This window comes from Larkinella ripae, assembly GCF_054780775.1.
The window spans coordinates 584,124-608,829 of the sequence record NZ_BAAGVR010000022.1 but is presented as its reverse complement, the minus strand read 5'-3'; the positions used below and the strand labels follow the sequence as shown (position 1 = coordinate 608,829).

Here is a 24,706-nt window from a genome sequence, read left to right as displayed (position 1 = left end):
AATGGCTTTTAATGAATAAGGACTTTAAGCTCCAAATATCATTGATTGCCACGAAAACGTTTTATTAATTCCGCGAAAAATACTGAACCAGCATAATCGTCACCGCCGTAAAGAGCGTGCTGGCCAGAATTTTCACCATGGCCGGCAGCACCAGCAGAATGTTGTTGGCTTCGACCAGGAAGAGGACGAAGTGGTGGATGAACGTCAGAATCAGGATGTAATAGAAGAAATTGCGAGCCCCCATTTCGTGGATGGAAAAAATAATCCGGCTGTCGAAGCCGCGCTGGGCCGTTTGCAGGCGCACCACCACCGGACGGATGTACGCCATCAAAACCGTGGCAGCCGCGTGCATACCCAGCGTATTGTAAAACGTATCGACCACAATACCGACCCCAAAAGCCGTCAGCAGGGTCGCCGACAGGCTCATTTCCATCGGCAACATCAGGATACAGCCGACGTAAATGAAACAAAACGCCACATCGAATAACACCAGATTCCGGACAATCAGAACCTGCAAGGACAGATACAGCAAAAAAAGAAAAATTACATTCAGTATTTCGCGTAACGTCATTGGGATGGTATTGAGCTTATCGGGCGGTTTTAATTCGTTCGTGTTTCAGGAGGGCTTATTTCCGTTCGGGTTCGGTGTCTTTTTCCAGTTTATCCTGTTCGGTCTGTAACTTGTTGGCCACCACGTACACGAAAGACAGGTTGTTGAAATCCGTTCCGACGGTCAGGGTTACATCGTGGAATGTCTGGTCCGGCATTTCCCGAACACCAATGACCCGGCCCACCAGAATTCCGGAGGGGAAAATCGAGTTATATTCCGACGTAACGACCGAATCGCCCCGATACATCTTGGTATTTCGCGAAATATACAGCATTTTCATCCGGGTCGGATTGATACCGTCCCACTTAGCCGGACCGATGTAATTGGCTTTTACGAGTTTCGAAGCAACCATGAAATCGGAGTGCAGAATGGACGTTACGACGGACATATGCTCGGAGCAGAGTTTTACTTTACCCACCACGCCCGTGGGTGAGATGACGCCCATGCCCGGCCGAATTCCGTCGGCGGTGCCTTTGTCCAGCGTAATGTAATTATTGGGGTGCTGCGTCGTGTTGTTGATCACCCGCGCCACGGTATACTGAAACCGGGTGGCAAAGATGGAGTCGGTTTTATACTTGACGGGCCCCTGCGTTTTCAATTGCTGAAGCTGGGTGACGAGCGTATTCAGCCGCCGGTTTTCTTCGGCCAGATCGGTGTTGACCTGCCGCAACTGCGCGTATTCCTTGGCCTTGTTCGACCAGTCCAGAATCTTAGCCGCGTAGTAATTCGACGTATTAAAAAACCGGATGCTCCAGTAATTACTGTTGTTGATGATAAAATAAAAGCTCAGCACCTCCAGCAGAACAAACAGAATGAAGTTCCGGCTTTTGATGATGAACTGAAATAACTCAAACATAGGGAGCTGAATGATGAATGATGAACGATGAATGATGAACGATGTACAGTAACGCATCATTCATCATTCATCGTTCATCATTCATCGTTCATAATTAGCTGATAAGCACTGATTTATACATGTCGAGGTTTTTGATGACCTCGCCGGTGCCCTTCACGACGGCTTTCAGCGGATCGTCGGCCACGTGAATCGGCAGTTTGGTTTTGGCGCCAATCCGTTTGTCCAAACCGTGCAGCAACGCGCCCCCGCCCGTCAGGTGAATCCCGTTGGTGTAAATATCGGCCGAGAGTTCCGGCGGGGAAATTTCCAGCGCCTTCATGACGGCTTCTTCAATCTTCGAAATCGATTTGTCGAGCGCGTAGGCAATCTCGCTGTAGGTGACCTTGATTTCTTTCGGAATCCCGGTCATCAAATCCCGGCCCCGGATTTCGTAGTCCGCCGGGGGCGTGTCGAGTTCCGGCAGGGCCGAGCCCACTTCCATTTTGATCTGCTCCGCCGAACGCTCACCAATCAGCAGGTTGTGCTCCCGGCGCATGTAATCGACAATATCGCGGGTAAACACGTCACCGGCAATCCGGATCGACTGTTCACAGACGATGCCGGAGAGGGCAATGACCGCGATTTCGGTGGTTCCTCCGCCGATATCCACGATCATGGTGCCGTTGGGCTGCGTGATGTCGATGCCGATTCCGATGGCCGCGGCAATCGGTTCGTGCACCATGTAAACTTCTTTGGCGCCGGCGTGTTCGGCCGAATCCTTCACCGCCCGTTTTTCCACTTCCGTAATCCCCGACGGAATACAGATCACCATGCGGTGGGAAGGTGAAAACAGCCGGTTTCCCGTATCAATCATCTTTATCAACCCGCGAATCATCAGCTCGGCCGCCGTAAAGTCGGCGATCACACCGTCTTTCAGCGGGCGGATGGTCTTGATATTCTCGTTTGTTTTTTCATGCATCTGCATCGCCTTATGACCGATCGCCAGGACTTTTCCGTTGATTTTGTCCATGGCAATGATCGAAGGTTCATCCACCACAATCCGATCCTTGTGAATAATCAGCGTATTGGCAGTGCCAAGGTCAATTGCAATATCGCTGGAGAGAAAGTTAAATAGTGCCATTCGTTAAATTTGTGCAAGCACGGGGTAGCATCTGTTTTTGGAGGTGCAAAAATATAGATAATTTAAGACAACTTCCGCGAGGTAAGTAGGATTTTGTTACTTTTTATAGATGCCAATTCGTTCATGAATCCCGTGACGACCACGGGGCCGACCGGTGGGCCGCCGTGATTTTCCGGAAATAGAAGGGCCGTTACCGCATACGGGATACATTCGCGTAAAACTTGTTACCTTTGTAGGCTATGGGAATCCGATCAGTTTTGAGCAAGCCGCTGGCGCAGTATGTTGTGCAGCGGCAGCAGGAGTGGATGCACCGGCCCGGTGAGACGCAGCAGCGCTGGTTTCGGGCGTTGCTCGACGGCGCTCAACAAACCGCCTTTGGCCGGGATCACCGCTTCAAAGACATTCATTCGTATCCCGAATTCCGGCAGGCGGTTCCGATCCGCGACTACGAAGACCTGAAACCGTATATCGAACGGGTTCGGGAGGGCGAGTCGGATGTGTTGTGGCCCGGAAAGCCGGTTTATTTTGCCAAAACCTCCGGCACGACCTCGGGCACGAAATACATTCCGATCACCAGAGAATCAATTCCCAATCACATCAATTCGGCCCGCGACGCCCTGCTGAACTACATCCACGAAACCGGGAATGCGGCTTTTCTGGATAAGAAGCTGATTTTTCTGTCGGGCAGTCCGGAGCTGGTGGTCAAAAACGGCATCAACGTCGGGCGGCTTTCGGGCATCTCAAACCACCACGTTCCGTCCTACCTGCGCACCAACCAGTTGCCGTCGTTCGGAACCAACATCATCGAGGATTGGGAAACCAAGCTGGAGAAAATCATCGACGAAACACTGACGCAACCGATGTCGCTCATTTCGGGCATTCCGCCCTGGGTGCAGATGTATTTCGACCGGATTCAGGCCCGGACGGGCAAGAAAATCAAGGACGTTTTCCCGGACTTTTCGCTGTTCGTCTACGGTGGCGTTAACTTTGAACCCTACCGGGCCAAGCTATACGAGTCCATCGGAAAAAAAATCGATAGCATCGAAACCTACCCGGCTTCGGAAGGCTTCATCGCCTACCAGGATACGCAGACGGAAGAAGGGCTGCTGATGATGCTCAACAGCGGTATTTTCTTCGAGTTTATTCCGGCCGAGGATTATTTCTCCAAAAACCCGCGCCGACTGACCATTGAGCAGGTGGAGCTGGGCAAGAATTACGCGGTTGTCATTCACAATAACGCCGGTTTGTGGGGCTATTCCATCGGCGACACCGTCAAGTTTGTCTCAAACGATCCGTATCGGCTGATCGTCACGGGGCGCATCAAGCACTTCATTTCGGCCTTCGGCGAACACGTCATCGGCGAGGAAGTAGAAAAGGCGTTGCAATACGCGATGGAGCAGCACCCGGAAACCGAGGTGGTTGAGTTCACCGTTGCCCCGATGGTATCGCCCGCTGAAGGCCTGCCGTACCACGAATGGTTCATCGAGTTTGCCACGCCCCCGCACGACCTGGATGCGTTCACCCGGGCGGTCGACCAGCGGCTGACCAAGCTGAACACCTATTACGACGACCTGATTTCGGGCAGCATCCTGCGGCCGCTGAAGCTGACGGTTTTGCCCCGCGACACCTTCCGCAATTACATGAAAGCGCAGGGCAAGCTGGGCGGCCAGAACAAAGTGCCCCGGCTGGCGAATGACCGGGTGATTGGCGAGGGTTTATTGCAGATGGTGCAAACGGTTTGAAGAAATGGAAAAGTCAGCGATTGATAAGCAGTTTATCTTGCAAATCCTGCTGGCAAACCGGGACCGGCTGCGGATCGAATTTGGCATTGAACAGATTGGACTTTTTGGCAGCTTTGCCCGCAATGAACAAATCGAAAAAAGCGACATCGATCTTGTTTATAAACTAACCGATGGGCACTCCCTTTATTTGGCTGAAAAAGAACGTTTGCAACGTATTTTAAGACGGAAATTACGCCGGAAGTTGGATTTAATCGATCAACGCTACCTGAATCCGTTTACGAAGTACACCCTGCAAAAAGAGGTTATCTATGTATAACAGCAGAAATCTTGCCTATGTGGTGTATGATGCTGGAATGCATTGAGAAGATAATTCTTTATAGTCGTTCTTTTACCAATGTAGAAGAGTTTGTTTGGGCCAACGATCAGCAAAATTATAATGCTTCCTGGGGTTTATTCCTGGTAATTGGGGAAGAAGCAAAACAACTGGATTCCGGCTTGAAAAGCGCTCATCAGCAGATTCCCTGGCGCAATATTGCCGGAATGAGGAATTTCCTGGCTCACAATTATCGGGGTATTGATTACGACCTTGTATATGAAGTGATTAATAATTACCTGCCATCTTTAAAAGACGTATTAATCAAAATGGTGGATCAAATAGAATATGAGAAAGAGCTTTTAAAAACCGCTCTGGACTCCCCTTATTACCGCCATATTCAATATTTACGCAGTAAGTTAGATGACTAATCCCAAACGCCATATCGCCATTCTGGGCTCGACGGGCTCCATTGGAACGCAGGCCATCGACGTGGTCCGGGCGCATCCGGATGCTTTTGACGTCGAGGTGCTGGTGGCCAATACGAATGCCGAACTGCTGATCGAACAGGCTGCGCTGGTGCGGCCCAATGTGGTCGTGATTTGTGACGAAAACCGGTACGATGCGGTTTTTTCGGCGCTTGATCCGCTGGGCATCAAAGTCTACGCCGGGGCCAAAGCCGTGGCGTCGGTGGTGCAGATGGAGACTATCGACATCGTCCTGACGGCGATGGTGGGGTATGCCGGTTTGCTGCCGACCATCAAAGCCATCGAAGCCGGAAAGCACATTGCGCTGGCCAACAAGGAAACCCTGGTCGTAGCGGGCGAACTGATCACGAAACTGGCGCAGGAAAAAGGCGTCAGCATTCTGCCGGTCGATTCGGAACATTCGGCGATTTTTCAGTGTCTGTCGGGTGAATTTCACAATCCAATCGAAAAAATTATCCTGACGGCGTCGGGTGGTCCGTTCCGGGGAAAAGCGCGGGATTTTCTGAAAACCGTTACGAAAGCCCAGGCGCTGAAACACCCCAACTGGACGATGGGCGCCAAAATCACCATCGACTCGGCCACGCTGATGAACAAGGGGCTGGAAGTGATCGAAGCCAAGTGGCTGTTCGGGCTGGAACCCGCCCAAATCGAAGTGATTGTTCACCCTCAGAGCATTGTTCATTCGCTGGTGCAGTTTCAGGACGGGAGCCTCAAAGCGCAGATGGGACTGCCCGATATGCGGTTGCCGATCCAGTACGCGCTGGCGTATCCCAACCGGTTATCCGCCGATTTTCCGCGGTTCAGCTTCCTGAATTACCCGTCGCTCACATTCGAACCGGCTGATCTTGAAACATTTCGTAACTTGCAACTCGCCTTCGACGCGCTCGGGCGCGGGGGCAACGTTCCCTGCATCGTCAATGCGGCCAATGAAGTTGCCGTAGACGCCTTTCTACGCGACGAAATCGGTTTTCTGGAGATCTCCGAAATCATCGAAGAAGGCATGCAGAAAGTAGCGTACGTGGCCCGGCCAACGTACGAGGACTACGTCCGGACGGATGAAGAAACCCGGCGCGTGGCGACGGCCCGAATTAAAAGTTTCGTTTAAGTGTTTCCCGGTAAACCCCAAATAAATTCGGGGGCATCGAAAATTTTTTGATCACGCAACGTTATTCAGGTATGGACTTCTGGCTTTGGTTTATCGTTGGTCTGCTCATCGGCTTTCTGCTGCTGAAAGTATTTCAACGGAAGAAAGATCAACCTTAAGCAACCATCTGATTCCGTTCCGGTTTTGCCATCGATCGAACGAAACAGCGACACAACCAATCATAGTTAATTAAAAAAGCCGTCGGCTCACCGATGCACTCAGTTTAGACGAATGGAAATAGCAATCATGGCGGGACAGCTCATTCTGGGCCTGTCAATTTTAGTGGGTTTGCACGAATTGGGGCACCTGTTGGCCGCCAAAGCGTTCGGCATGCGGGTTGAACAATATTTTATCGGTTTCCCGCCGAAAATCTGGAGCATCAAACGCGGAGAAACCGAGTATGGTCTGGGAGCCATTCCCCTCGGCGGTTTTGTAAAAATCTCCGGGATGATCGACGAGTCGCTCGATACGAAGTCGATGCAAAGTGAGCCGCAACCCTGGGAGTTTCGCTCGAAACCGGCCGGGCAGCGGTTGATTGTGATGTTGGGCGGCATTATCGTCAACGTCATCACCGGTATCGTCATTTTTGTGTCCCTGACGTATAAAAACGGGGAAACGTATCTGTCGGCCCGCGACGCGCAATACGGAATTGTTGCGTACGATCTGGCGAAGGGAATCGGCCTGAAAACCGGCGACAGGATTACAAAAATCAACGGCCGGTCGTTTGAAGATTTCAGCGATGTCCGGAGTTCGGAAGTTTTTCTGGGCTCAGACAGCTATTATACCGTAGAACGCCAGGGAGCCGGCGGTAAAGTGGAGCAAGTTACCATTGATATTCCGAACGACTTCATCGATAAATTATCCGATAAAAAGAACGCCGGGCAGTTTATTGAACCCATTCAGCCCTTCCGCGTTGGTGAGGTGATGCCCGGAATGCCCGCCGAAAAGGCCGGTTTGCAGAAGGGAGATGTCATCACGGCGGTAAACGGGCGGCCAACCCGCTTCTACCACGAATTTCAGGAGGTGGTGAAAGCCAACAGCAATAAACCGGTGACCCTGAGCGTGCAACGGTCGGGCAGTACCCAGCCGGTTACGCTTAGAACGACGGTGACGGACAAAGGCCAGATCGGTTTTGGGGCCGAAACCCTGCTGAAGAAAACGCACGTTGACTATACGTTCGGGCAGGCGCTGGCGAAAGGAACGGAACAGGCCTTCAGCGTAGTGTATGATAATATCAAAGGCTTCCGTAAAATCTTCCAGGGCGATGTTTCCGCTTCCAAAGCCCTGAGCGGCCCGATCGGTATTGCCCAGAACCTTTTTGGGGGCGTCTGGATGTGGGAGCGGTTCTGGTTTGTAACCGGTCTGCTGTCGATGGCGCTGGCTTTCATGAACGCCCTGCCGATTCCGGCGCTGGACGGCGGGCACTCAACGCTGTTGCTCTACGAGATTGTTTCGGGCCGCAAGCCGTCGGACCGGTTTCTGGAAGGAGCACAACGGGTTGGAATGGTGATTCTGCTCGGATTGATGGCGTTTGCAATCTTCAATGATGTATTCAAGGCGGTTTTTTAAGAAAGAGTTATTTCGCGGAGTTAAGCGGAGATGGACAGAGTTAAGTAGAGGATTTATAAGAAAATCCTTACTCCCCTTAACTCCTTTTTTCTCTGCTCAACTCCGCGAAATAGCCTTTGTCTTTTTCTCACTTTTTCTCTTCACAGCCGCGCATCCGGTGCACACCAGCGTAACGCAGATGCAGTACAACGCCAAAGACAAGACCTTTGAAGTGAGTTTGCGGGTGTTTACCGACGATCTGGAAGAGGCCCTGAGCAAAGAAAACAACAACCAGCGCGTCCGGCTCAACGACAAAGACGCCAACGGTCCGCTGGTCGAACGCTACGTCCGCAAACATTTCGGGTTGACAACCGCCAACCGGCAGCGCAAACCGTTTCAGTATGTCGGTAAAGAGCAGGAAATGGACGCTACCTGGATTTACGTCGAGATTCCCTGCAACGAGTCGGTTCAGGGCAGTTTGCTCCAGCAATCCCTGTTGATGGAGCTTTTTGATGATCAGATTAATCTGGTCAATGTGTCATACCTGTCAGAGAAAAAAACCGTACTGTTCCGGAAAGGAAATCCGCAACAAACCCTGACCTGGTGACGGGCCGGACCGTAAGCGCATTGATTCTCCGCTTGTTTTGAGTTTCATTTCCTTTTTCGTTACTTGTAATCGGTACCGACAATTCAACAGTGTTTTCGGCTGACAATCGTTTGGCATACCCCTTGCGTTATCTATAAATCTTTGTATCTCAGTACCCATCAAGCCTGTATACGACACTAAAACTGTCAGTTTGGCAGGCACCTGACTATGAGTGTAACCAATAAATACGATACCCAATTATGGCTGGCGGAGTCGGATCTGGACAATCTCGAAATTGTTCCGCTGGGATCAGCGGATGATGCCGACGACGACTATATTGTACCCAACGACCTGTCGATTCTGCCCGTGCGAAATACCGTACTCTTTCCGGGTATGGTCATTCCGGTAACGGTAGGTCGGCAGAAATCGATCAAACTGGTTAAGAAAGCCTACAAAGGAAACCGGATCATTGGCGTGGTGGCGCAGTCGAACCAACAAAAAGACGAGCCAACGGCTGATGATTTATACCGCCTGGGAACGGTCGCTTACATCATCAAAATGATTACCCTGCCCGATGGCAACATTACCATTATCATTCAGGGGAAAAAGCGGTTTGAGATTGTCAGTTACCTCCAGGAAGAACCGTATCTGACGGCCAACGTTCGCCAGATCGACGACCATTTTCCGAATCCGAACCGCAAAGAATCGAAAGCCCTGATTCAGTCGCTGAAGGAGTCGGCCTATAAGATTCTCCGGTTGAATCCGGAAATTCCGCAGGAAGCCCGGATTGCGCTCGACAACATCGAAAGCCCGATGTTTCTGATGCACTTTCTGTCATCGAATATCGAGGGCGAAGTGGCCGACAAACAGAAATTACTGGAAACCACCGAAGGCGCTCAACAGGCCACGCTGCTGCTGGAATTCATGCTGCGGCAAATTCAGTTGCTGGAGCTGAAACGCGAAATTCAGACCAAAGCCAGCTCGGACATCGACCAGCAACAACGCGATTATTTTCTGCGTCAGCAAATCAAGGTGTTGCAGGATGAGCTGGGAATGGACAATCCCGACCGCGATCTGGAAGAAATCCGGTTGCGGGCGGCCCGCAAAAAATGGCCGGCCAGCGTGCACGCCCATTTCGACAAAGAGCTCAATAAACTGCAACGCATCAACCCGATGGCGCCGGAATACCCGGTGACGATGAACTACATCGAGTTGATGGTGGACCTGCCCTGGAGCGAGTATTCCAAAGACAATTTTGACCTCAAGCGGGCGCAGAAAGTCCTGGACAGCGACCATTTCGGATTGGAAAAAGTAAAAGAACGGATGATTGAATACCTGGCCGTTCTGAAACTGAAAAACGACCGCGCGGCCGAGGGCATGAAAGCACCGATTTTGTGTCTGTACGGCCCTCCGGGTGTCGGGAAAACGTCGCTGGGTCGGTCGGTCGCCAAAGCTCTGGGCCGGAAATACATCCGAATGGCGTTAGGCGGGGTGCACGATGAAGCCGAAATTCGCGGTCACCGGAAAACCTACATCGGCGCCATGCCGGGCAAAATCATTCAGAACATCAAAAAGTCGGATTCGTCGAACCCGGTTTTTATTCTGGACGAAATCGATAAAGTAAGCTCCGATTTTCGGGGTGATCCGTCGTCGGCTTTGCTCGAAGTGCTCGATCCGGAACAGAACTCGACGTTTATTGATAATTACCTGGAAGTCGAATACGATCTGTCGAAGGTGCTGTTTATTGCCACCGCCAACTCGCTTGACACCATTCACCCGGCCCTGCGCGACCGGATGGAGATTATCGAGCTGACGGGCTATACGGTGGAAGAAAAAATACAGATTGCCAAGAAATACCTGATTCCGAAACAGCGGAAGGAACACGGTTTGAAGCCCAAAGACCTGATGGTCGACGACAAGGCCATTCAGCGGATCGTGGAAGGATACACCCGCGAATCGGGCGTCCGGACGCTGGAACAGAAAATCGGGGCGCTGGTCCGGAAAGTTGCCAAGTCGATTGCGCTGGAAGAAGAGTATCCGAAAAATATCAAACCGGCGGACGTGCTGAAAATGCTGGGGGCCGAGATTTTCGACCGGGATTTATATTCTGACGATGACATTGCCGGTATTGTGACGGGTCTGGCCTGGACGCAGGTCGGGGGCGAAATTCTGTTCATTGAATCGAGCCTGAGTCGCGGCAAAGGCAACCTGACCCTCTCGGGCCAGTTGGGCGATGTGATGAAGGAATCGGCGATAACGGCTTTGTCGTACCTGAAAGCGCATTCCGATCAACTAGGTATTGATTATAAGATCTTTACTTATTACGATCTGCACGTTCACATTCCGGCCGGCGCGGTTCCCAAAGATGGTCCTTCGGCGGGGATCACGATGCTGACGTCGATGGCGTCCATTTTCACCCAGCGAAAAGTGCGCCCTTTTCTGGCCATGACGGGCGAAATTACCCTGCGCGGGAAAGTGCTTCCCGTGGGCGGTATCAAAGAAAAGATTCTGGCGGCAAACCGGGCCGGTGTCAGGGAGATATTGCTGTGTTCAAAAAACCGGAAAGATATCGAAGAGATCAATCAGAATTACATCAAGGATTTGACGTTTCACTACGTCGATACCGTCGATCAGGTGCTGGAAACCGCGCTCTTATCCCAACAGGTATCGAAACCGATGAAGTTTGTTTTTCCGAAAGAACAGGATAGGGAACCAGAACCGATGCCGGAAAAAGTTACGGTTTTGTAAACCCAATCCGCTTTGATTCACAAAAAAACCGCCTGATTGTCAGGCGGTTTTTTTGTGGACTTACGGTTTTTTCATCCCACCAGCCGCCGACATCCTGATCATTTTCATTCCTGATGGGGAGGTACAAAAAATCCTCTCCGCCTGAGCGGAGAGGATTTTTGATGACAAATCGTTTACAAAAACCGTATCCTTATTGTTTATCCCACCACACGCGCGTGTATTGGGTATCGGGACCCTGGCTGGCAATCACCGCATTATAATTGGTCGAGTTCAGCGTACCCTCCGTCGAAACGGGATAAGCCAAACGACGCGGAATTTCCGTACCACCGTTGAGGGTTGAAGGTGCCGGTTTCAAAACCGGGAAGCCCGTCCGACGCCATGAGTTCCAGGCCTGCGTTCCCTGGAAGAACAGGGCAATCCAGCGCTGTGTGGCAATCAGTTCAATCGCTTTGGCGTCCGCGTAAGCCACATCCGGTTTGGCAATATAGGCTGTGTAGGCAGCCTCCGTATAGGCTGCACCCATCCATTGTTGCAGAGAAGCCTTAACCGCCGATTCATACAAGGCCTTGGCGTCGCCCGTGGTCCAGCCCAATTTAGCCGCTTCGGCCTGGGCAAACAGCACTTCAGCATAGGTTATGACGTTGACCGGCGCACTTTGGGTGGCAATCGTAGAAGCGGCCAGTGAGAAATTCTGGGCCGGTCCGGCCGGCGGGAAAGCCGCATAAGGCGCGCCAGCGTATTCACCTTTCTGATTGGTCGCTGCGATGTAAGGTAAACGAGGATCACTCACCTTTTTCAGGTAGTTAATGAACACATCACTGACCGCGAAATCTTTCCGGTTACCCGTCACATAATTATTGTATAAGGGGTTTTCATTATTGGCATCGTTGAGGAAGGCGTAGCGCACGTTATCCGCATTGGAAGCCAAAACGCCGTCAGCCAGAGCGGCTGCAAACTCGGTTTTACCTTTAGTCGGGTCAACTTTGGAAAGCTGCAGCGCCATCAGCAACCGCTGAGAAGCCGCAAATTTTTTCCACTTCGCGGCATCACCGTTCAACAGAATGTCGCCTTTCACCGCCGTTCCGGCATCAAACTGAGCAGCCGCTTCCTTAAACTCCTTGAACAGGTCATTGTAAATATCCTGTTGTTTGTCAAAAGCGGGTGAAAAGTTTTCGGCTCCCTTCAACGCCTGCGAATACGGAATATCACCCCAACGGTCCGTCATCCACCGAAAGATATAGGCTTTCAGAATCCGGGCAACGGCAATCTGGTTGTTATTCGATCCTGATACCGCTACGGCGTTTTTGGAGTCCTCATTCGTGTTTTGATCGATAATCGCCTGCAGGTTGACCAACGGGCCCGCGTACAGACCGTTGTAACTGAAGTTGATCGTTTTATACCGTGAATCCTCGATGTAGGTCACGTCGCTGAACTGCTGGACGTACAAAGCCGGGGTGATGTTAAAACCGGCCGGACCAACCTGGCTGTTAGTGGTGCCAATACCGGTGCGAATGGCCCCCGTAAACAGGTTCGCCGTGTTGGATTGCGACGGGCTGTTGGGGTTGACGTTCATATCCTCGAAGTCGCTGCACGCCACCGTCGTCAGCATCAGTCCTGCAAAAAGAACGGACTTATATAGTTTCATGATGTCTGTTTTGAATGTTTGTTGTGATTGGAAATTCAGGATCGAATGCTCTTATTTACTAACGTTAATTCGAGCGGTTTTTGATCCCGACACCTCCTTATTTTTAGAGACCAAGACGCAGGTTAACACCGAACGAACGCACCGGCGGCAACTGGCCACCTTCGTACCACAACGTCTCAGATTCTGAGATATCAATACCACCACCAACGGCGCTGTAGATCAGGAACGGATTGCGGGCGATCAGCGAAATGTTGGCCGATTTGATGAACTTGCCCAGGATATTTTTGGGGAAGTTGTAACCCAGCGCGATCTCCCGCATTTTGATGTAGGATTTGTCGTAAATCCAGTACTCGTTCAGGCCAAACAGCCAACCTTCATACAGCGTTTGGGGATCCACCCGGGTCGTGTTCGGCTGACCGTCTTCGGTGACGCCTTCGAGCAGAACACCACCGCCGGTGGCCGGATCATCCCGCAACGGTTTTCCGAGTTCGTTCAAACCGGCCGTTTCGGCACCCAGACCCGAGTAGTTGTTGAACATCTTGGTCGTCGAGAAGAACTTGCCGCCGGCAATGAAGTCGGCGTTGACGCGCAGCGAAACCCCTTTGTAGGTGAACGTGTTCAACCAGCCTCCTTTGAACTTCGGCAGCACGGAGCCCAGCTCGACATTTGCTTCCTTGATGTACAGACCGGCATTGGCTCCGCTGCCATACACCAGCTTGTTGCCGTTGGCATCCTTCTTGATTCCCTCACCGACCAGAACACCCCAGTCTTTGCCTTCCCGCGCATTGAGCGTCAGCGTCCGCCATTGCGGACCATCGATCTGGTAGTTGGTCAGACCCTCCTGCAACTCAACCACTTTCGAACGGTTGCGGTCGAGGTTGATATCAAATTCCCAGGTGAAACCGGAAGCCGACCGTACCGGCACGGCATTAATGTGCAATTCCAGACCGCTGGTTTGAATCAGACCGGCGTTGATAACCGCATTGTTGTAGCCACTGGTTGGCGTAACCGGGATCGGAATGATCTGGTTCTTGTTATCGTTGCGGTAGGCCGTAAATTCAAAACCTAAGCGGTTGTTCAGGAAACGCAGGTCGATACCGCCTTCATAGGAGGACGATAAACCGGGTTGCAGGTTCAAATTGGGCAGTGTTCCCGGTAAAAACAAGGTGGCGTTGCTTCCGTAAGACGTACTGGTGCTGTAGGCCAGAGCCGTTTGATAGGGGCCAACGTCCGTACCCACCTGGGCGTAACCGGCCCGGATTTTACCGTACGACAGGATGTTGTTCTGCGGAATCAGTTCAGAGAACACCAGACCGGCCGATACCGACGGATACAGGTACGAATTGTTTTCTTTTGGCAGCGTCGAAGCCCAGTCGTTCCGGATCGAAGCTTCTACGAACACGAAATCTTTATACCCAACGCTGACGTTTCCAAAAAGGCTGTTCACCTGACGCTCGTACAAATAGTTGTTCGCGATGGGTCGGTTGATCGAAGCGGCAATGTTGTAGAAATTCGGGGCCGAAAGACCACCGACCGTGGCCTGGAACTGGCCTTCAATCCGGTTGTAGCGGATGTTACCACCCACGTTTGCCACCAGCGACCAATCGGCGATGTCCTGGTTGTAGCTGATCAAGCCTTCGTAGTTGTTCTCCCGGGCGCTGGCTCCGAAGGTTGCGTAGGCACCCAGACCACCGGCGTTCAGCGTTCCCTGCGCCACGCGCGATTCCTGGCTGAAGTAGTTCTGATCCCGACGAACGGTTGCCGACGCTTTCAGGAAAGGCGTAAATTCATACGTCAGGCCCAGGTCACCAAACAGCCGGTCGCTCCGGTTGGTGTTGGTATTTTCGTACACGGACGTATAGGGGCTATCCCAGTATTTCGGACGCGCGTCGGTGGGGCTGCCGATGTTCCAGCTCCGGTAGGTTCCATCCGGATTTTTGTAGTTGCGCAGGTCGTCGATGCTCAACTGGCGCTGGAACCACTGGTTGAAGGAACCAACCGTCTGGTTGTAACCGTTCAGCGTGGCGTTGGAAATACCCAGCGGGCTGTTGGAAGGCGTTGTACCACCGGTTGATCCGTAACGGTCAGCGGGCAGGTTGTTCGTTTTAAACGCCGTATAATTGATGTTCAGGTTGGCCGACAGTTTGTTGCCAAATTTGATCGTGTTTTTCGCACTGACAAAATCCCGGGTCTGCGATGAGTTCGGAATAATCCCGTTGTTGATAATGTGCGAATAGGAAATCCGGCTCTGGAAGGCGTCCGTGCCGCGCGAGAAAGCAATGTTGGTGTTGTTACTGATCGGTTTGGCGAAGAAGTCGCGCACGTTGTTGGGGTTCGCCGAGAAGGGGGTCAACTGACCGAACTGCGGTCCCTGCTGCCAGGAGAAAGCCGAACGGTGCGGCTGACCATCGAGCCGGGGTCCCCAGCTTTCATCCGCCGAATAATCCAGAATACGCTGACCATTGAACGAAGCCCAGGAAGCTGGGTGAAGCGCCGGATCGTATTCAAACGTGGCCCACTCCTGCGAGTAACCCCCGCCGTATTCGTTCTGGTATTTGGGCAGTAGACCGACCATGTCCAGCGTTGTGCTGTGGTTGATATCCAGCTTGGTTTCGCCGGCTTTGGCGCGCTTGGTCGTAATGACGATAACCCCCGCCGAAGCCCGGTTTCCGTACAGTGCCGTTGCCGAAGGTCCTTTCAAAACCGAAAGGGTTTCAACATCGTCCATATTCACCTGGCTCACGTCGGTCGGCGTTCCGTCCACTACGTACAGCGGATCACCACCCGTCAGGGAGTTAACCCCCCGAATCCGGATGCTGGGGCTACCGAATTTGGCGGCTGACTGGCCCAAAACCTGCACACCGGCGATTTTACCCGCCAGCGCATTGGCCACGTTCTGGTCGCGGGCGATGTTCAGTTTTTCCTGCTTCAGCTCCTGAACGGCGTAGTTCAGGGCTTTCTTTTCGCGCGAAATACCGAGGGCCGTAACGACAATTTCCTGAAGAGTCGAAGCGTCCGGCTGTAAAACGAGGTCGATCGTCGAACGGTTTCCGATGGAAATGTCGGTCGTTTTAAAGCCGATGAAAGAAAACGTTAATGTTCCGGCGTTGTCCGGTACACTGAGCGAGTATTCGCCGTTTGCGTTGGAAGTCGCTCCGCGGGAAGTCCCTTTTACCACAATGTTAACACCGGGAAGGGGAGAGCTGTCTTCAGATGAGGTTACTTTGCCCGAAATGGTACGGGATTGCGCAAAAACAGTGCCCATCGTACCGAGTAGGCACAATGAGGCAATCAGTAAACGTTTTAACATGTTTTTAGCTTAGGTTAATGAAACTGTGTAATCTGTATTGGGAAGTGAAGTTACTACAAAATTTTCTTTTGTCAATAACTACAAATAGGTAATTAAAAGGTTAGTAATTGGGAAAATGCAATTGCTGAATTTCAAAAAGACCAGGATATTTATATTAACTAATTGTTATTCAATCAATTGTATTATAATTGAATAACTTTACATAATGATAAAATTTTGGTCATTAAAATCTGATTAAGTGGGATCGTAACTTGGCTAAATTATATTTGTCAGATGATTGATACGCAGTTACCCAAACCGTTCCGCGAGCAAATGCAACAACAACTGGGTGCCGACTACCCGGCATTCAGCGACGCTTTGCAGCAGGAACCTCCTGTCAGTATCCGGGTCAATCCACAGAAGAATGTTCTGCGAACGGATGGGTTAGAATTGGTGCCGTGGTGCCCGGAAGGGTTTTATTTGCCGGAACGCCCGGTTTTTACGCTCGATCCGCTGTTTCAGGCCGGGGCGTTTTATGTTCAGGAAGCCTCGTCGATGCTGCTGGCCGAAGCACTGCAACAAACCGCCCGTTTGCAGCGGCCCCTGCGCGTGCTGGATCTGTGCGCGGCTCCCGGCGGCAAAAGCACCCTGCTGGCGTCGCTGCTCCATGCCGACAGCCTGCTGGTTTGCAATGAAGTCATTCGCAGCCGCGTGCCGGTTTTAAAGGAAAATCTGGAGAAATGGGGACTTCCGAATGTGGCCGTCAGCAACCACGATCCGGACGATTTCAAGGCGCTGCACGGTTTTTTCGATCTGGTGCTGGTCGATGCGCCCTGTTCGGGGGAGGGGCTGTTTCGGAAAGACCCCGAAGCCACGCGGGAATGGTCGGAGGAGAACGTCCGGATTTGTGCCGCCCGGCAACAGCGGATTCTGGCGGCTGCGGTTCCGCTGCTGTGTGATGATGGGCTGCTGCTCTACAGCACCTGTACCTATAATGATGAAGAAAACCTGCAAAACGCCCGCTGGCTGAGCGAACACGGTTTTGACGGGGTGAAGTTAACCCTGCCCGACGACTGGGGAGTCACCGCAAAAACCGCCGGCGATACCACCGGGTATCAGTGTTATCCGCACCGGACGAAAGGGGAAGGATTTTTTCTGGGCGTTTTCCGGAAGAAACAGCGATCAAGCCCGGAAATGGGCGTCCCGCGATCGTTTCGGTCGTTAAAACCGGTACCGAACTGGCAGGTCCGGGTGTTGCAACCCTTTCTCACGACGCCGGATGCCTTTGCCTTTTACGTCAAGCCCAACGGCGAGGTGTTTGCCATTCCGGAAGCGGTTTCGGCGGAGTTGCGCGTTCTGGATGCGGCCTTGCACACCAAAGGATTCGGGCTGGAGATGGGAACCTTCAAAGGCAACGACTTTATTCCGTCGCACGCGCTGGCTTTAAGCACCGCCATTGCTAACCACCTGCCTGCCATTGACTTGACGAAAGAAGAAGCCGTGCGGTTTTTCAAAAAAGAAAACCTGGTGTTGAACGAACCGGTGCAAGGCTGGCGACTCGCGCGCTATGAAGGGCTGAATCTGGGCTGGCTAAAAGGCGTGGGAAACCGGGTCAATAATTACCTGCCGAAAGAATGGCGCATCCGGATGGACATCAAAGAATATTGAGAAAAAAGTAGTTACTTTGCCCCCGTCTGAATCGACACAATCATCGAAAAAAGCAACTTTATTCATGGCTTACGGATTATTGAAAGGCAAGCGAGGAATTATCACCGGAGCATTGGATGAAAAATCCATTGCCTGGCAAATAGCACTGAAAGCAAAAGAAGAAGGCGCCACATTTACGCTTTCGAACGCGCCGATTGCGATGCGAATGGGTGCCATCAAACAACTGGCGGATCAGTGCGAAGCCGAAATCATCTCGGCCGACGCCACGTCCCTGGAAGATGTTGAAAACCTGTTCACCAAGTCGATCGATGTGTTGGGCGGCAAACTCGACTTCGTGCTGCATTCCATCGGCATGAGCCCGAACATCCGCAAAAACCGCCCGTACGGCGATCTGAATTACGAGTGGTATCAGAAAAGTCTGGACGTTTCGGCGCTGTCATTCCATAAAATGATGCACGTCGCCGAAAAGATGGATGCCATCAACGAATGGGGTTCGATTGTCGCCCTGAGCTACATTGCCGCTCAACGGACGTTCCCGTTCTATACCGATATGGCCGACGCCAAGGCCGTTCTGGAATCCATCGCCCGGGGCTACGGCTACCGCTTTGGAAAATTGAAAAACATCCGGGTGAACACCATTTCGCAATCGCCGACGATGACAACGGCGGGTTCCGGAGTGGGCGGGTTTGACGTTTTCTACGAATACGCCGACCTGATGTCTCCGCTGGGCAATGCCACCGCCGAAGATTGTGCCAATTACGCCATTACGCTGTTCAGCGACTTCACCCGCAAAGTAACCATGCAGAACCTGCTGCACGACGGCGGTTTCTCCAGCGTCGGAATTTCCGAAGACATGGCCACGAAACTGATGCAATTGAATCAGCAACAATAAAAGGGAAAGCAGAAAAGGGAGGACGGGAATACAGGAGGAAAGCAGCCAGTTAAGCCTTTCTTCCTGTATTCCCGTCCTCCCTTTTCTCTTTTAAATCTCCATCACCTTAATCTTGCTCTTTCCGTCCATGCCTTTTTCCACCTGAATCTGCACGCTGATCCGCTCCTTGATTTCGTGCCGGTGGGAAATAATTCCGATGGTTTTCTGACTGTCGTGCTGGAGTTTTTCGAGCATCACAATGGCCGTGTCGAGGGCGTCAGGATCGAGCGTTCCGAAGCCTTCGTCGATGAACAGGCTGTCGATCTGCACGTTCTGGGAGGCCAGATCGGACAACCCCAGCGCCAGCGCCAGGCTGAGCGTGAACGTTTCGCCCCCCGACAGACTGGAAACCGTGCGTTCGGTGCTGCCCTGGTAAAAATCCACCACGTAAAGCTCGTCCTGCCCGTCGCGCGGTTTCAGGAGCAGATACCGGTCCGACAAATCTTTCAACCGGCGGTTCGCCAGACCAATCAGTTGCGCCAGCGTCAGGCCCTGCGCAAACTTGCTGTAATCGTCACCTTTGGCACTGCCGATCAACCGGTCCAGCTCGCGCCAGGGCCGGGCTTCGGCTTCGAGCTTTTCCAGTTCTTTCAGGAGTTGCTTATGATTCCGGCGTTTTTCCTTGTCTTCCTCCAGTTGACGCTTGAAATAGCCGATGTTTTCCCGCTCGCGGGCTTCTTCCTGTTTGGTGGACAGCAGCTTGGCCGTCACCGCGTCCAGCAGCAGCTCCGTCTGGCAGGCTTCGGCGGCTTGTTGCCGTTTTGCGGTTTCTTCATTTTGCTGCCGATCAAGGTCGCTGGCTTCTTTTTCCAGGGCGGTTTTCAGCTCCTGCAACTGACGGACCGTTGCGGTTTCGAGCAGACACGCACGGGCGTCGGTCAGCTCGTCAAAACCGCGTTCCCGTAACACCGGCCGCAATTCCGCCGTCAGCGTCTGGTAACTTTGATCCGAATGTTCGCAGGCCAGAACGGCTTTTTCGAGTAACGTTCGCTGCGTGCTGATCCGGGTCCGGATGGTATTGAATTGATTGACCAGCTGTTCACACTGAAACCGCACATCATCCCCGGCAAACAACCGTTCTTTCTGCGCTTTGATTTCCTCTGCCTGTTTCTTGCTTTCCTGAACCGTTTCCAAATCGCCGGAAAGCCGTCGCAGCAGCGTTTCCTGTTCCCAGAGTGCCTGAATTTCATTCAGTTCCGTCCGCTGGAGTTGAATGAGTTGCTGCGCATCCCTGACCTGTTCCGGCGAAAGTTCGGGATCCAGCGCCAGCGTCGTGAGCCGGTTGGAAATAACGTTTTTCTTTTCGGAATACGCTTTTCGAAGCACATTGCGCTGCTCCGAATACGTTTCCAGTTCCGACTGGATTTTCAGCAGTTTTGCCTGCAACGCATCATGCTCTTTTTTCCGGTCCTGCCAGTCCCGCGTGGCGAGTTGCAGTTCGAGTTCCAGCTTGCCGGTCTGGTTGATGTAATGCTGGGCGTACGGATGGTCCAGCGAACCGCACAACGGGCAGGGTTCGTCGTTCTGCAGGGCTTTTCGCAGTTCCTCCAGGTTGGCTTCGGCGGCCAGCCGCTGTTTTTTACGCTGAAGCTCGTCAATTTTTGCCAGAAGATTCTCCAGCTCGGCGGCTAACAGCGCCAGCGGTTTTTGATTTTCGTCCAGAAAAACCGTGTGATCATTGATCTTCCCGTTCAGCGTGGTGCCGTCGAGTAAGCGTTCCTGCTGCTGAATCAGGAGGGTACGCAGTTCGGTCAGATTCCGGTCCTGCTCAAGCAACCGGTTTAATTCGGTCTGGACCGAAGCCGAGGTCAAGGTCGGATACTCCTGCTCAATCTGAACCAGTTTGACATTCAGTTCGTGCAATTTCCCGTTGACCCGTTGGCCCATGCCGTCGATGTCCTGCGTGTCGAGCGACCGGAACCAGTCCAGTTTGGTATTGTCCAGTTCCTTTTTGATGGAAGCGAAAGCCGGTTTTGCCTTTTCGCGCTCCGCCAGGTAGTGGTTGGTCAGGTCCAGTACCTTTTCCCGAAAATCGTTCAAATCCTGTCCGAACGTTGCTTCGGATAAACCGGGGTTCCGGGTTAGCGTTTGGGCTTTGCCAATCAAAACCGTCTGCTGCTGCTGCAACTCGTTCAGGCTGTTGCGGGCGGTTTGCTGCTCCTGTTCGGCGGTTTTTCGATTCCGTTCCGCGTTCAGAATATCGGAAAAGTGGGCCGCTAGATCCGCCACTTGTTCGTGCCGTTGCAAGCGCTGCGCATCCGGCACAAAGGCCCGCTTTTTCGCTTCCGATAGTTCCCGGCGCCGGGCCAACTGAAGCAGTTGCTGGTCGGCATCGGCCATTTGTCGCCGGTTTTTTTCCTCGTTCGTATAATACCCAATTTCCCGGCCCAGTTCGTCCAGCCGGAGGCTGATGGCTTGCTGGCGGGTTTTCAGCTCCGCAACCTGCTCGTCGCTCAACATCCTGATCAGATCGACGCCTTTGCGTTTATCCGTCATTTTCAGCTCAAATTCGCGGTTGACTTGGTGCGCCCGCTGGCTCAGTTGCCGGTAAATTTCGGTGCCGGTGATCCGTTCAAGCATCTTGCTGCGCTCGGCCGCCCGCGACTTCAGAAACTGGTCGAAGGCCCCCTGCGCCAGCACAATGGAACGGATAAACTGGTCGTAGGTTAGGCCAATCAATTCTTCATTTTTCTTCGGAAATTCACTCAGGCCTTTGATGGGCAGCAGCTGGCCTTCCGTTTGCCCATCGGGCAGAAAGGCAATTTCCATTTCGTAGTTGTTCCAGTTGCCGTTGCGGTTTTTCTTGATCGACCAGCGCGAGCGGTACGCCTTGCCGCCGACCTCGTATTCGATCTCGGCATAGGCGGCCGTGGCGGGTTCCAGCGCGGCTTGCTGGTTTACCAGCAGGCCTTCGTCGGTGATGCTGGTGTTGGAAATGGCGCCCGAAATCCGGGGCACCCGGTTGAACAACGCCAGCGTGATGACATCCAGCAGCGTCGATTTTCCGGCGCCGGTAGGACCGGCAATGACAAACAAACCGGTGCTTTTCAGTAACCCGTCGTCAAACCGGATCGGCGGGTGTTCACCGTAAAAAGAATTGATATTACGAAAGCGTATTTGTCGGATTTTCATGCAGTTGTACGGGATGAGTCGCCTGTTCCGTCACCAAACGATACAATTCTTTGTAGGCTTCCAGGAGCGCCGTCCGTTCGTCCCCGTCGACCTGCGAGGCATCCAGCCGCCGGTTGAACACGTCGAGGTACGAAAGATCCTGGAGGTTCGTGTCGGCCACGTACAGGGCGTCCAGCCCTTTGAGTTTGTTGCGAAACGTCAGCCGGGTTTTGGCAATCTGGAAAGGAGCGCTGGCGTAATCGCGTTGCAGTTTTTCGAAATGCTGCCGAATCACCAGGCTCTCGCTTTCTTCTTCCACCAGCACCTCCACCAGCGTGGTCAGGTCGTCGGTTTCTTCCAGTTTTTCCAGCAGGTCCCGGACGAAATCCAGCGGCCCGGCCACCTGCCGCAATGACCGAAACCGGGGCACCGGCACGGACTCAACGGTTGTGATCTTCCCGTTTTCGACGGTCAGTTCCAGCACCTGATGCCGGTTGTCGCGCTCGCCAAAACTCAGCGGCAGCGGAGAACCGCAATACCGCACGGTTTCGACCGCGCCAATGATTTGCGGCACGTGGATATGGCCCAGCGCTACGTAATCGAAACCGGCCGGAAAGTGCTCAGACGAAAAAGCCGCCTGCCCGCCCACGGCATGAATCTCCCGCTCGCTATCGGGCGAAACCGTGGCGCCGTTGACGTATAAATGGCCCATAGCCAAAACCGGCACGTCGCGGTATGCGGTGTGGCAATGGTCGATGATGCGTTCGTAATGGTTTCGGATGCCCATGCGCACAGCTTCCACCCGATCTTCGTAGGTCTGGCCGGAAATGGATTGCCGCAAATCGCTGTCGCGCAGGTACGGAACGGCGGCTACCATCAGATCGGCAGAACCGTGCGTTAAGCGGATGATTTCGTCGGTACAATCGCCGGTGGTGCAGCCCACCACGTGCATGTTCAGGTGCCGGAGCAGTTCGCGGGGGGCATTGAGTTTGCTGGGCGAATCGTGGTTCCCACCGGTGATGATGATTCTCCGTTCCAGGGGCAACATCCGGGTCAGAAACTGGTAATACAGTTGCATCGACCCGTCGTTGGGATTGGTGGTGTCAAAAACATCCCCGGAAATGATCAGAACGTCGATCGCGCGGTTTTCCATCGTTTCCGACAGCCAGTCCAGAAACCGGACGTGGTCGTCGCGCAGATCGTGCTTGTAGAGTCGTTTACCGAGATGCCAGTCTGCGGTGTGCAGAATTTTCATAGTTGCCGTATTTCTAACCGGAAGTTAGCTAAAAATACCGGATGCTGGCAAGTTCTTGCGCCGGGAAAATGCGGAATCAGGAATGATAGAGGGCGGGCAGCGACTCGGCTTTTTCGAGTTCGGTGCTATAATACAGCAGGTTCCAGTTGCCGTCGTGGTCTTCGACCAGGGCGCTCAGCGATTCGACCCAGTCGCCGGAATTCATGTAAATCAGGTCGCCGAACTGGCGAATGGCCGGCTGGTGAATGTGGCCGCAAATGACGCCGTCGCAATTGCGGGCTTTGGCGAGTTCGGTTAGTTTTTCTTCAAAATCCGAGATGTAGCTCACCGCCTGTTTCACCCGGCTTTTGATTTTCTGCGAGAGCGAGTAATACGGCAAACCCCGCCAGGCGCGGTACTTGTTGTAGAACTTGTTGACCCAGAGCAGAAACGTGTAGCCAATGTCGCCCAGGTAGGCCAGCCACTTCATTTGGGTAGTCACCGTATCAAAAACGTCGCCGTGGGTGATGTAAAACCGCTTTGCGCCGGAACTCAGCACGTAATCTTTCCGGATCGAGAAAAATTTGCCCAGCCGCAGCGGCATGATCTGGTCCAGAAAATCGTCGTGGTTGCCGCGCAGGTAAACCACCCGCGTGTCGTGCTTGTCCATCGCCTTCAAAACCGCCCGCCAGAACGCCGTGTGTTTCTTTTTCCACTCACCCCCCCGGCGCAACTGCCAGCCGTCGATGATGTCGCCGTTGAGAATTAATTTCTGACAACTGTAGTACTTCAAAAAATCCGTTACTTCTTTTGCCTTCGAACCGCTCGTTCCCAAATGCACATCCGAAACAACGATCGTCCGGAAATGAGTGTTGTGTTTCATGTCCGAAAATACGATCTGATTGTGAAGCCGTTGTTGCGGCAATTTTACCGGAATGCAAACTTTTTCATACCGCTAAGCGGTTTGTTAACAATACCATAATAGTAATTGAAGCGATCATGGAGAATCCGGTTCTCATTTTTGGAGCAGGCAGTTTGGGCGTTACGGCCCTGGATATTTTCCAGCGGAACGGCGTGGTGGTCTACGGCCTGCTGGATGACAATAAAGATTTACACGGCCGGGAGTTCGGCGATGTGTCGGTGCTGGGTGAAACCGACGACGACGGGTTTCTGAAACTCATCGGGCAAAAGTGCGAAGCGTTCGTGGCACTGGGCGATACGCGTGTCCGGAAAAAGCTCGTCAAACTGCTCAATGACCGGCGGCATATACAGCCCGTCAACGCCATTCACGACACGGCGACGGTTTCAGCACTGGCCAACATCGGCCACGGCAACCTGATTGCGGCCCGGGTGGTGGTTAATCCCTTTGCCGAAATCGGGCAGCATTGCATCATCCAGTCGGGCTCGGTCATCGACTCGCAGGCCAAACTCGGCGATTACGTCCACATCGGCACGGGCAGTTTCGTCAACCCGGCGGTGACGATTGAAGAAGGCGCTTTCATCGGCACGGGCGTGACGATCATCGCGGGCGTCACGATTGGCAAAAACGCCCGGATCGGCGCGGGCTCGGTCGTCATCGAGAACGTGGAAGCCGGAACGACGGTGTTTGGTAACCCGGCGAAGAAAGTTGGGTAATTGAGTTATTTCGCGGGCGGCCCCGTCCGCGAAATAAC

18 protein-coding genes are annotated in these 24,706 nt (G+C 52.9%); 10 read left to right on the top strand and 8 right to left on the bottom strand.

Annotated features, from left to right (window positions below):
• Positions 1 to 64: 64 nt before the first annotated feature.
• The 3 genes from ACYVHX_RS15405 to ACYVHX_RS15395 all read right to left on the bottom strand — a co-directional run bounded on the left by ACYVHX_RS15405 (position 65) and on the right by ACYVHX_RS15395 (position 2,586).
• Positions 65 to 571, bottom strand: coding sequence for a hypothetical protein (locus tag ACYVHX_RS15405; protein WP_460672547.1), 507 nt, complete (start codon positions 569 to 571; stop codon positions 65 to 67).
• Between the two features lie 55 nt (positions 572 to 626).
• Positions 627 to 1,466, bottom strand: a complete 840-nt coding sequence (gene mreC / locus ACYVHX_RS15400) for a rod shape-determining protein MreC (RefSeq protein WP_460672546.1) — start codon at positions 1,464 to 1,466, stop codon at positions 627 to 629.
• A 94-nt stretch (positions 1,467 to 1,560) separates the two neighbouring features.
• Positions 1,561 to 2,586 (bottom strand): rod shape-determining protein, encoded by a 1,026-nt coding sequence (locus ACYVHX_RS15395; protein WP_460672545.1) that lies wholly within the window; start codon positions 2,584 to 2,586, stop codon positions 1,561 to 1,563.
• 239 nt (positions 2,587 to 2,825) lie between these two features.
• Between ACYVHX_RS15395 and ACYVHX_RS15390 the strand changes: the two genes are divergently transcribed.
• The 7 genes from ACYVHX_RS15390 to lon all read left to right on the top strand — a co-directional run bounded on the left by ACYVHX_RS15390 (position 2,826) and on the right by lon (position 11,155).
• On the top strand, positions 2,826 to 4,328 hold the full coding sequence (locus ACYVHX_RS15390) for a GH3 auxin-responsive promoter family protein (RefSeq protein ID WP_460672544.1): 1,503 nt from the start codon (positions 2,826 to 2,828) through the stop codon (positions 4,326 to 4,328).
• Between the two features lie 4 nt (positions 4,329 to 4,332).
• Entirely contained in the window at positions 4,333 to 4,644 is a 312-nt protein-coding gene (locus ACYVHX_RS15385) for a nucleotidyltransferase domain-containing protein (RefSeq protein WP_460672543.1), read from the top strand.
• A gap of 26 nt (positions 4,645 to 4,670) precedes the next feature.
• Positions 4,671 to 5,072, top strand: a complete 402-nt coding sequence (locus ACYVHX_RS15380; RefSeq protein ID WP_460672542.1) for a HepT-like ribonuclease domain-containing protein — start codon at positions 4,671 to 4,673, stop codon at positions 5,070 to 5,072.
• Positions 5,065 to 6,234, top strand: a complete 1,170-nt coding sequence (locus ACYVHX_RS15375; protein WP_460672541.1) for a 1-deoxy-D-xylulose-5-phosphate reductoisomerase — start codon at positions 5,065 to 5,067, stop codon at positions 6,232 to 6,234. The genes ACYVHX_RS15380 and ACYVHX_RS15375 overlap by 8 nt, the downstream gene beginning before the upstream one ends.
• Positions 6,235 to 6,504: 270 nt before the next feature.
• Entirely contained in the window at positions 6,505 to 7,842 is a 1,338-nt protein-coding gene (gene rseP, locus ACYVHX_RS15370) for an RIP metalloprotease RseP (protein WP_460672540.1), read from the top strand.
• A gap of 55 nt (positions 7,843 to 7,897) precedes the next feature.
• Positions 7,898 to 8,428, top strand: a complete 531-nt coding sequence (locus ACYVHX_RS15365; protein ID WP_460672955.1) for a DUF6702 family protein — start codon at positions 7,898 to 7,900, stop codon at positions 8,426 to 8,428.
• A gap of 207 nt (positions 8,429 to 8,635) precedes the next feature.
• The gene (gene lon, locus ACYVHX_RS15360; RefSeq protein WP_460672539.1) at positions 8,636 to 11,155 is read left to right on the top strand and encodes an endopeptidase La; all 2,520 of its coding nucleotides are present in this window, start codon (positions 8,636 to 8,638) and stop codon (positions 11,153 to 11,155) included.
• Between the two features lie 190 nt (positions 11,156 to 11,345).
• Here the strand turns inward: lon and ACYVHX_RS15355 are convergent, their stop codons facing one another.
• Positions 11,346 to 12,800 carry a SusD/RagB family nutrient-binding outer membrane lipoprotein gene (locus ACYVHX_RS15355; RefSeq protein ID WP_460672538.1) on the bottom strand — a complete coding sequence of 485 codons (1,455 nt, stop codon included), beginning with the start codon at positions 12,798 to 12,800 and terminating at the stop codon, positions 11,346 to 11,348.
• Positions 12,801 to 12,903: 103 nt separating this feature from the next.
• Positions 12,904 to 16,110: a SusC/RagA family TonB-linked outer membrane protein gene (locus ACYVHX_RS15350; protein WP_460672537.1), complete on the bottom strand. Its 3,207-nt coding sequence runs from the start codon at positions 16,108 to 16,110 to the stop codon at positions 12,904 to 12,906.
• A gap of 273 nt (positions 16,111 to 16,383) precedes the next feature.
• Here ACYVHX_RS15350 and ACYVHX_RS15345 point away from each other — a divergent pair, with 273 nt between their 5' ends.
• Both ACYVHX_RS15345 and ACYVHX_RS15340 read left to right on the top strand, forming a co-directional pair.
• Positions 16,384 to 17,757 carry a methyltransferase RsmF C-terminal domain-like protein gene (locus ACYVHX_RS15345; protein WP_460672536.1) on the top strand — a complete coding sequence of 458 codons (1,374 nt, stop codon included), beginning with the start codon at positions 16,384 to 16,386 and terminating at the stop codon, positions 17,755 to 17,757.
• A 64-nt stretch (positions 17,758 to 17,821) separates the two neighbouring features.
• The gene (locus tag ACYVHX_RS15340; RefSeq protein WP_460672535.1) at positions 17,822 to 18,649 is read left to right on the top strand and encodes an enoyl-ACP reductase FabI; all 828 of its coding nucleotides are present in this window, start codon (positions 17,822 to 17,824) and stop codon (positions 18,647 to 18,649) included.
• Positions 18,650 to 18,739: 90 nt separating this feature from the next.
• Here the strand turns inward: ACYVHX_RS15340 and ACYVHX_RS15335 are convergent, their stop codons facing one another.
• From ACYVHX_RS15335 to ACYVHX_RS15325, 3 genes are all read right to left on the bottom strand, one after another.
• Complete coding sequence (locus ACYVHX_RS15335; RefSeq protein ID WP_460672534.1) at positions 18,740 to 21,820, bottom strand: AAA family ATPase; 3,081 nt, start codon at positions 21,818 to 21,820, stop codon at positions 18,740 to 18,742.
• Positions 21,792 to 23,054, bottom strand: coding sequence for an exonuclease subunit SbcD (gene sbcD / locus ACYVHX_RS15330; RefSeq protein ID WP_460672533.1), 1,263 nt, complete (start codon positions 23,052 to 23,054; stop codon positions 21,792 to 21,794). The genes ACYVHX_RS15335 and sbcD overlap by 29 nt, the downstream gene beginning before the upstream one ends.
• A 76-nt stretch (positions 23,055 to 23,130) precedes the next feature.
• Positions 23,131 to 23,916 carry a UDP-2,3-diacylglucosamine diphosphatase gene (locus ACYVHX_RS15325; RefSeq protein ID WP_460672532.1) on the bottom strand — a complete coding sequence of 262 codons (786 nt, stop codon included), beginning with the start codon at positions 23,914 to 23,916 and terminating at the stop codon, positions 23,131 to 23,133.
• 116 nt (positions 23,917 to 24,032) lie between these two features.
• Here ACYVHX_RS15325 and ACYVHX_RS15320 point away from each other — a divergent pair, with 116 nt between their 5' ends.
• Positions 24,033 to 24,668, top strand: a complete 636-nt coding sequence (locus tag ACYVHX_RS15320) for an acetyltransferase (RefSeq protein WP_460672531.1) — start codon at positions 24,033 to 24,035, stop codon at positions 24,666 to 24,668.
• The last annotated feature ends 38 nt before the right edge of the window (positions 24,669 to 24,706 follow it).